The sequence below is a fragment of the Verrucomicrobiia bacterium genome, assembly GCA_019694135.1.
Taxonomy (GTDB): Bacteria; Verrucomicrobiota; Verrucomicrobiia; order JADLBR01; family JAIBCM01; genus JAIBCM01.
The window spans coordinates 473,945-480,260 of record JAIBCM010000002.1 but is presented as its reverse complement, the minus strand read 5'-3'; the positions used below and the strand labels follow the sequence as shown (position 1 = coordinate 480,260).

Annotated in this window: 4 protein-coding genes; all 4 read right to left on the bottom strand. The window is 42.4% G+C overall.

Annotation, left to right across the window (positions count from 1 at the left end; genetic code table 11):
• The coding region (locus K1X66_04610) for a DNRLRE domain-containing protein (protein MBX7157650.1) at positions 1 to 1,013 on the bottom strand (1,013 nt) is incomplete at its 3' end.
• A gap of 137 nt (positions 1,014 to 1,150) precedes the next feature.
• Entirely contained in the window at positions 1,151 to 2,374 is a 1,224-nt protein-coding gene (locus tag K1X66_04605) for a DNRLRE domain-containing protein (GenBank protein ID MBX7157649.1), read from the bottom strand.
• 515 nt (positions 2,375 to 2,889) lie between these two features.
• Positions 2,890 to 4,146 (bottom strand): DNRLRE domain-containing protein, encoded by a 1,257-nt coding sequence (locus K1X66_04600; protein ID MBX7157648.1) that lies wholly within the window; start codon positions 4,144 to 4,146, stop codon positions 2,890 to 2,892.
• A gap of 354 nt (positions 4,147 to 4,500) precedes the next feature.
• Positions 4,501 to 6,162, bottom strand: coding sequence for a DNRLRE domain-containing protein (locus K1X66_04595; protein MBX7157647.1), 1,662 nt, complete (start codon positions 6,160 to 6,162; stop codon positions 4,501 to 4,503).
• Positions 6,163 to 6,316: the final 154 nt, after the last annotated feature.

Below are 6,316 nucleotides of genomic sequence, written 5' to 3'. Positions count from 1 at the left end.
TCACCTTGAATTCCTTGCGGTCCCTGTGCTCCTTCGGGACCCGTTGCACCTGTTTCTCCTTGCGGTCCTGTCAATCCAATTGGTCCTTGTTCACCTTGTGGACCTTGTGCTCCAGTTGCTCCGGTCTCACCTTGAATTCCTTGCGGTCCCTGTGCTCCTTCGGGACCCGTTGCTCCCGTTTCTCCTTGCGGGCCCTGTGCGCCTGTAGGAACTCCAAACTCGTAGTTAAATATACTATTGCCCACATTGGTCACAACAACACTAGCTAAACTGCCTACAGGAAGAGTGGTAGTACTAACTGTCCCCACCATAGGTTGTGGCCCAGCTGCTCCCTGTTCACCTTGCTCGCCTCGTGGTCCTTCTGGCCCGGCTGGTCCTTGAACTCCAGGTGTTCCTTCAGAGTTTAAAACAATTTTTAAAGTCGCCGCTTTGCTCGTTTTTTTATTTTCTTTACTGTCGATATTTGCTTTGACACCGCGGGAAGGAATTAAAACAAAACCGTCACTCGACATGTCGCCTGAAATCCATAATTTCACTATTTCGGTTACATCAACTGAAACATATTGATTGGGCTTCAATAACTCGATGACTCCAGAATTTAAAGAAGAACTAACAACTACAGGCTCGGAAAAATTTGATTCACTCCATGAACTAGTAATAGGCTCAAGGCTAAAAGCACCGGGTTTAAAAAGTTTAGAAACGTAGAAAGTTAAAGTCGCTTTAGCCACTTGATCTGCACTGATATGATCGGGTAAAGCAAAAGGATCAAATTGAAGATAAATCTTAGCATTTTTTTTGCCTCCCAATTTTAATTTTCCTGACCGACCCGCAATTTTTACGTTGGCATAGGGAAAGCTAATATCATCTTTAACAGTAAGATCATTAGCAAACGAGAAAAGGTAAGTGAAACAAAAGGTAAATATAAGAAGATTTTTTTTATTTTTTGATCTTAAGTAATTATTAATGAGAGATTGAAATTTATAGGAGATAGATTTTTGCAATGAAACGTCCATAAGTTACTCCTTTCCAAGAGTCATTTAGTTCAGTTCATAATGTGAAGCCCTTTCTAGTGGTTAGTTATTCGATCATTTAAATTGCCTATTGTACGGTAACCCAAGTTTTTTTATTTTTCAAAGATTGTAAGTCATTTTCATAATGCTCCCACCCAATGCATCATGAAGTAACCACCGGTAACACTAAGAAGAGCGGGCCCTTGAAATAAAGCCTTCATTTCCACCCATTCGCCCGCGGTTAACTTAACTAATGCGCTTAAATTTTGAACTGTAACAACTCCTGATTGACCCATAGGAATCATATTTTCTGCAGTAACTGTATCGGTTGTTAATCCATTTCTTAAAATTCTTAGTTCACGATAGCCACTGCCATCACTAGCCCATATAATAATTGCAGAGACTTCATAATAACCTGAGATGGGCGCCGTTAACCTTTCAGGATTTTCTGTAGCAAGGGGACTGTGCATATTGACAGTATCAAAATCGTCGGGTGCATCGAAAAAAATCGTAGTAAGAGTGTTGGCAGCGAAAGCTTGTGGCGATAGCTTGGCCGCTCTCACAGCAGGAAGTTGTCCAATTTTAGGTGCTGTAACAGCAAAGTTAGCGACGTCACTTTCTCGAATCGTTCCATCCACAATATTGGAGCTAGTGATGACATTGGGAGCAATTTGAGGATTAGGATAAGTTCCTGTTAAATCTCCACCCGCAATCGCTCCATTAAAATCCGCTCCAGGAATTCCTTGGGGGCCTTGTGGTCCCGCAGGACCCTGTAGCCCTTGTGGACCAGTATTTCCTTGAATACCTTGAGGGCCTTGTGGTCCAACAGGTCCTTGAGGACCGGGATCTCCCTGTGGCCCCTGCAAACCTATTTCACCCGAAGCTAAAGCAATTTGTAAAACCGCTGGCTGGCTGGTTAAACGATTTTCCTTACTATCTAAAACGGCATCTAAACCAGCCTTAGGCAATAGCGCAATTCCGGCATCACTGATTTCTCCTTTGACCCAAGCTTTGACGAGATCGGTGACATCGATGGATGTGTATTGATTTTTAACCTCTACTGTAGCTCCTGCAGAAAAGAAAGTCTCATCGACCGCAGGAGCAGCGCTTGCATTGGATTCACTCCAAGTTTGGGTAATAGGAACTGCAGTAACGCTTCCAGGTGATTTCAAACTAGAAACAAAAAATCTTAAAGTCGCTTTGGTAATCGCATTGGAAGCCAACATATCAGGAAGCGCCGATGCATCAAAATTAAGATAAACGGCAGCATTTTTTTTACCTCCCAATTTTAATTTTGCCGCTTTAGCCGCCTTGCTAGGACTGCTAGAAGGTAAACTGGTGTCGTCATGGATGGATAATTCCAAGGCGTTAACCCCTATTTCAAGACCGAATAAAAATATTCCAATTACGATACTACGTTGCAATAGTCTTACCATTATTGATCCTGGAAAACTTGTTATTAGCGTTTTGGGGTTCATAAGTAGTTCCTTTCTATTTCATAAAAATTGTTATTAGGTTCGATCTCTTCATAAACGGTTTTTTCTTAAAATTTTTTGTCTATTGTTGTGTTTTAATATAACTCAAAAAAATTCATTTTTCAAATAAAAATTAATTGTAAGTATTTAAATATAAATATATTACAATTTTTAAAAACAAAGCACTCTTCCAGGTTTATTAGAAAGTTTCGAAAGAATATTTTTAATGATTTGCCTAATGCATAGCGAAGTTTCCATGCATGTACGCACTTAAATCAAAAATGCGATAGACTTGAATGGTTGTACCATTTCTTTTTAGGGATTCGTTTTTCATAAGATTTTCATTTCTTTTTTCCTTATGGCCAACAGCTCACAAACATCGAACTGTTGGCTCATTCATTTTCCTAAAGCGGCCCTGCCCAATGCATCATAAATTGTCCCCGTGCAGTCAATCCACCAACCACCCCATGCAAAACTTGAGCCTCTACCCAGTCTCCAACGTTGAGTTGAATCAAGGTAGTAGCAATCTGACTTTGCTCCGCTGAAGAAATGGCTCGATTATTAACTCTAGCCACCTGTAGAGCGCCGTTCTTATAAATACGAATTTCTCGCTCTGCAGTCCCCGAAGCTGACCAATCAATCTGCAACGTTACTTGGTAATAACCTGGAAAGACTGCATTCAACCTTTCAGGATGTTCCCCAGGAAGAACACCATGAGAACCAAATGTGTCAAAATCTTCGGGTCCGGTAAACTCAATCGTTGTTAAAATAGAATCGGGCACAAGTTGTCCACCAGCAACCGAAGTATTAACTCGAACTGCTGGCAAAGTAGGAATATTGGTGACAGTAATAGAATTCGTTCCAGGTGTTCCAGGAGGTCCTTGTGGTCCAGGATCACCCTGATCACCTTTATCGCCTTTATCTCCCTTTTCACCTTGCGGAATCGTAAAATTAAAATCAAACATTCCGCCACCATTATCGGTAATGATAACATTCGCAGCAGTTCCAGGCATACCCGTTGCCGTAGTAACAGTTCCCACTGTAGGATCAGCTCCAGCAGGACCCTGGGGCCCGGTTGCACCTTGAGGTCCAATCAACCCCTGAATTCCTTGTGGCCCTTGTGGACCTGAATTGACCAACGCCACCTCCAAGATAGCCGGGTGACCCCCTTGTTTCCGAGTCTCTTTGCTCGCTAAAATTACATCAATATTGTCCCCCTTAATCGCAAAGCCTTCATTGGCAATCTGACCCGAAATCCAGGCTTTAACAATGTCGGTAACATCCAAAGAAACATATTCTTTCTCTTTGACAATTTGACTGCTAAGAGCTCGCTCTTCATAAACTGTCGGCAAGGCAATATCCAACTCACTCCAACTACGGCTAATAGGCATCACCTTTACCATACCGCGACGCTTAATCTTAGTCGTGTAAACTCGCAAAGTTGCTTTGCTGATATTATCCTCCATCAAACCACTCGGTAAAACCGAATTGTCAAACTTCAGATAAACCCCAAACTTTTTCTTGCCACCTAATAACAACTTCGACTCTAATCCCCTTTTATTATTAAAAGGAATGCTCGCAGGCATGGAAACATCGTCGGTAACAGCAAGTTCTAAAGCAAAAAGAGAACTATTGACGATAAAAAGAAGAAGTACCCCCAAAAAAAACAGGCTCTTAACCCCTCTTATCCCCCGATAAAAACAACCTTTTCTGATCTTCTCCCCCCGGTAGAGAATACCCTCTTTCATAAAGAAGACCCTTTCTAAGGTTGAAAATAGTGACCTTCACGTTTGTTAAATTAAGCCCATTAGAAACCGTGTTGTGCATAATTTTTTCTTTCATGATCAAATATAAATCTAATACAAGATCGTTCATGATTTTCTTTTTTGCAAATATTTTTTAATTTATAACTATTTTTTATTAAGTATTTTACATAATTTTAAAAGACATAAAAGCCCAGCAAAAGCTGGGCTTTTTTAAGCTTAAATTTTAAAGCTTTTTGTTAACAACTCGATCTAAGGCGCATTAGACTCCCAAATTGCTGAGAAATTAACTTCCCCTGTCGTTATTGAACCACTCAAATCATGTCCGACCCTTAGCTGCACACTCTGACCCGCGGACAAAGCAGCCAACGCAGTCACCTGAACCGTTTGATCGCTATTAGCAGCCACACGAACCACTGTTTCTCCAAAAGGTGAACCTGTAGCTGATTCAACAATTTGCAATTGATAACGAGTTGTGCCACCAGTAGGAAACTTCACTTGGCCAATACAAAGATAAAGACCCGCAGTGGATGCCGTTATTTTAGTAGGATCGGCAGGATTGTGCATATTAAAGGAATCATAGACTTCATTAGTAAATGATACAGCCGTGAGAGTAGCAGCAGGCACCACTTGACCCGAAGTTTTAACCCGGACTGCCGGAAAAGGAGCCAAATTGGTAATCGTAATGGAATTCGTTCCCGCCGCGCCAACAGGTCCCTGCGGACCCACGGGACCTTCTGGCCCAATATCACCCTGATCCCCTTTATCTCCCTTTTGACCTTCAGGAATCGTAAAGGAAAAATCTAAATCAGTACCGCTTTGACTAATCTGAACATCTGCTAAAGAACCCGGAGCTCCTGTAGCGGTCGTTACTGTGTTTACATTCAATGCAGGACCTTGAGGACCCTGAACACCCTGAGGACCCTGAACTCCAGGATCGCCTTGAATGCCTTGCGGTCCCTGAGCCCCTTGTGGACCCACATCACCCTGATCCCCTTTATCCCCTTTTTCACCTTGAATGCCCTGAGGACCTTGTGCCCCAGTCAATCCGATTGGCCCCTGTTCACCTTGTGGCCCTTGAATTCCAGGATCACCTTGAATACCTTGTGGCCCCTGAGGACCCACATCGCCCTGATCCCCTTTATCCCCTTTTTCACCCTGAATGCCTTGAATGCCCTGTGGCCCAGTTAAACCTTGTGCACCTTCTGGCCCGATATCACCCTGTGGCCCCTGAGGCCCAACTAATCCTTGCTCCCCTTGAATCCCCTGAGGCCCGGAATCTACCAAAGCAATCTCCAAGGTAGCCGGATGCCCCGTGCTTCTATCCTCTTTGCTGTCAAAAATAGCAAAAGCCCCTTTAGTATCAGATTTCATGGCAAATCCTGCATTAGGAAGTTGTCCCGAAAACCAGGCTTTCACAATCTCGGTTACATCAAAGGAAACATATTGTTTCTGACCTACAATTTGCCCAGTAACATTCATACTGTCCGAAACAAGCGGCGCAGCGATATCCAACTCACCCCATCGCCCCATAATCGGCATCAAAGTTACAGGCCCTCGCCTTTTAATTTTCTTAACATAAACATGGAAAGTCGCCTTGCTAATATTATCAGCCGTTAAATTTTCCGGTAAAGCCGATTGATCAAAATTGAAATAAACCACGCTTTTTTTCTTATCGTTCAATTTCAATTTTGAACTGGAACCCCCTTTATTATTCAAAGGCCCTGTCGCCGGCATCGAAACATCGTCACTTACCGACAACTGCAACGCATAAATGGGATTATTAACAAAAAAAAGGAGTAAACTGACTACAATTATACTTCTAAAGATAATCGTCTCAAGTCTTAATCCTTGAATTTTCTGACAACAACCTAGCAAGATCTTCTCCCCCCGGTAAAGAATAGTCTCTTTCATAAAGAAGACCCTTTCTATGGTTGAAATTTGGGAACCAAACGTTAGTGATGCTACTAGAATAACTGGTGAAGTGTGTGAGTTTTACTTTCATGCTTAATCCAAGTATAACTTACACAATGTCGTCCATAGTGGCGGAATTTGCAAAGAGTTTTTG

What these genes read in the sequence shown, in the direction of transcription:
- K1X66_04595 (MBX7157647.1), bottom strand. Translation starts at nt 6,162, where the DNA reads ATGAAAGAGACTATTCTTTACCGGGGGGAGAAGATCTTGCTAGGTTGT.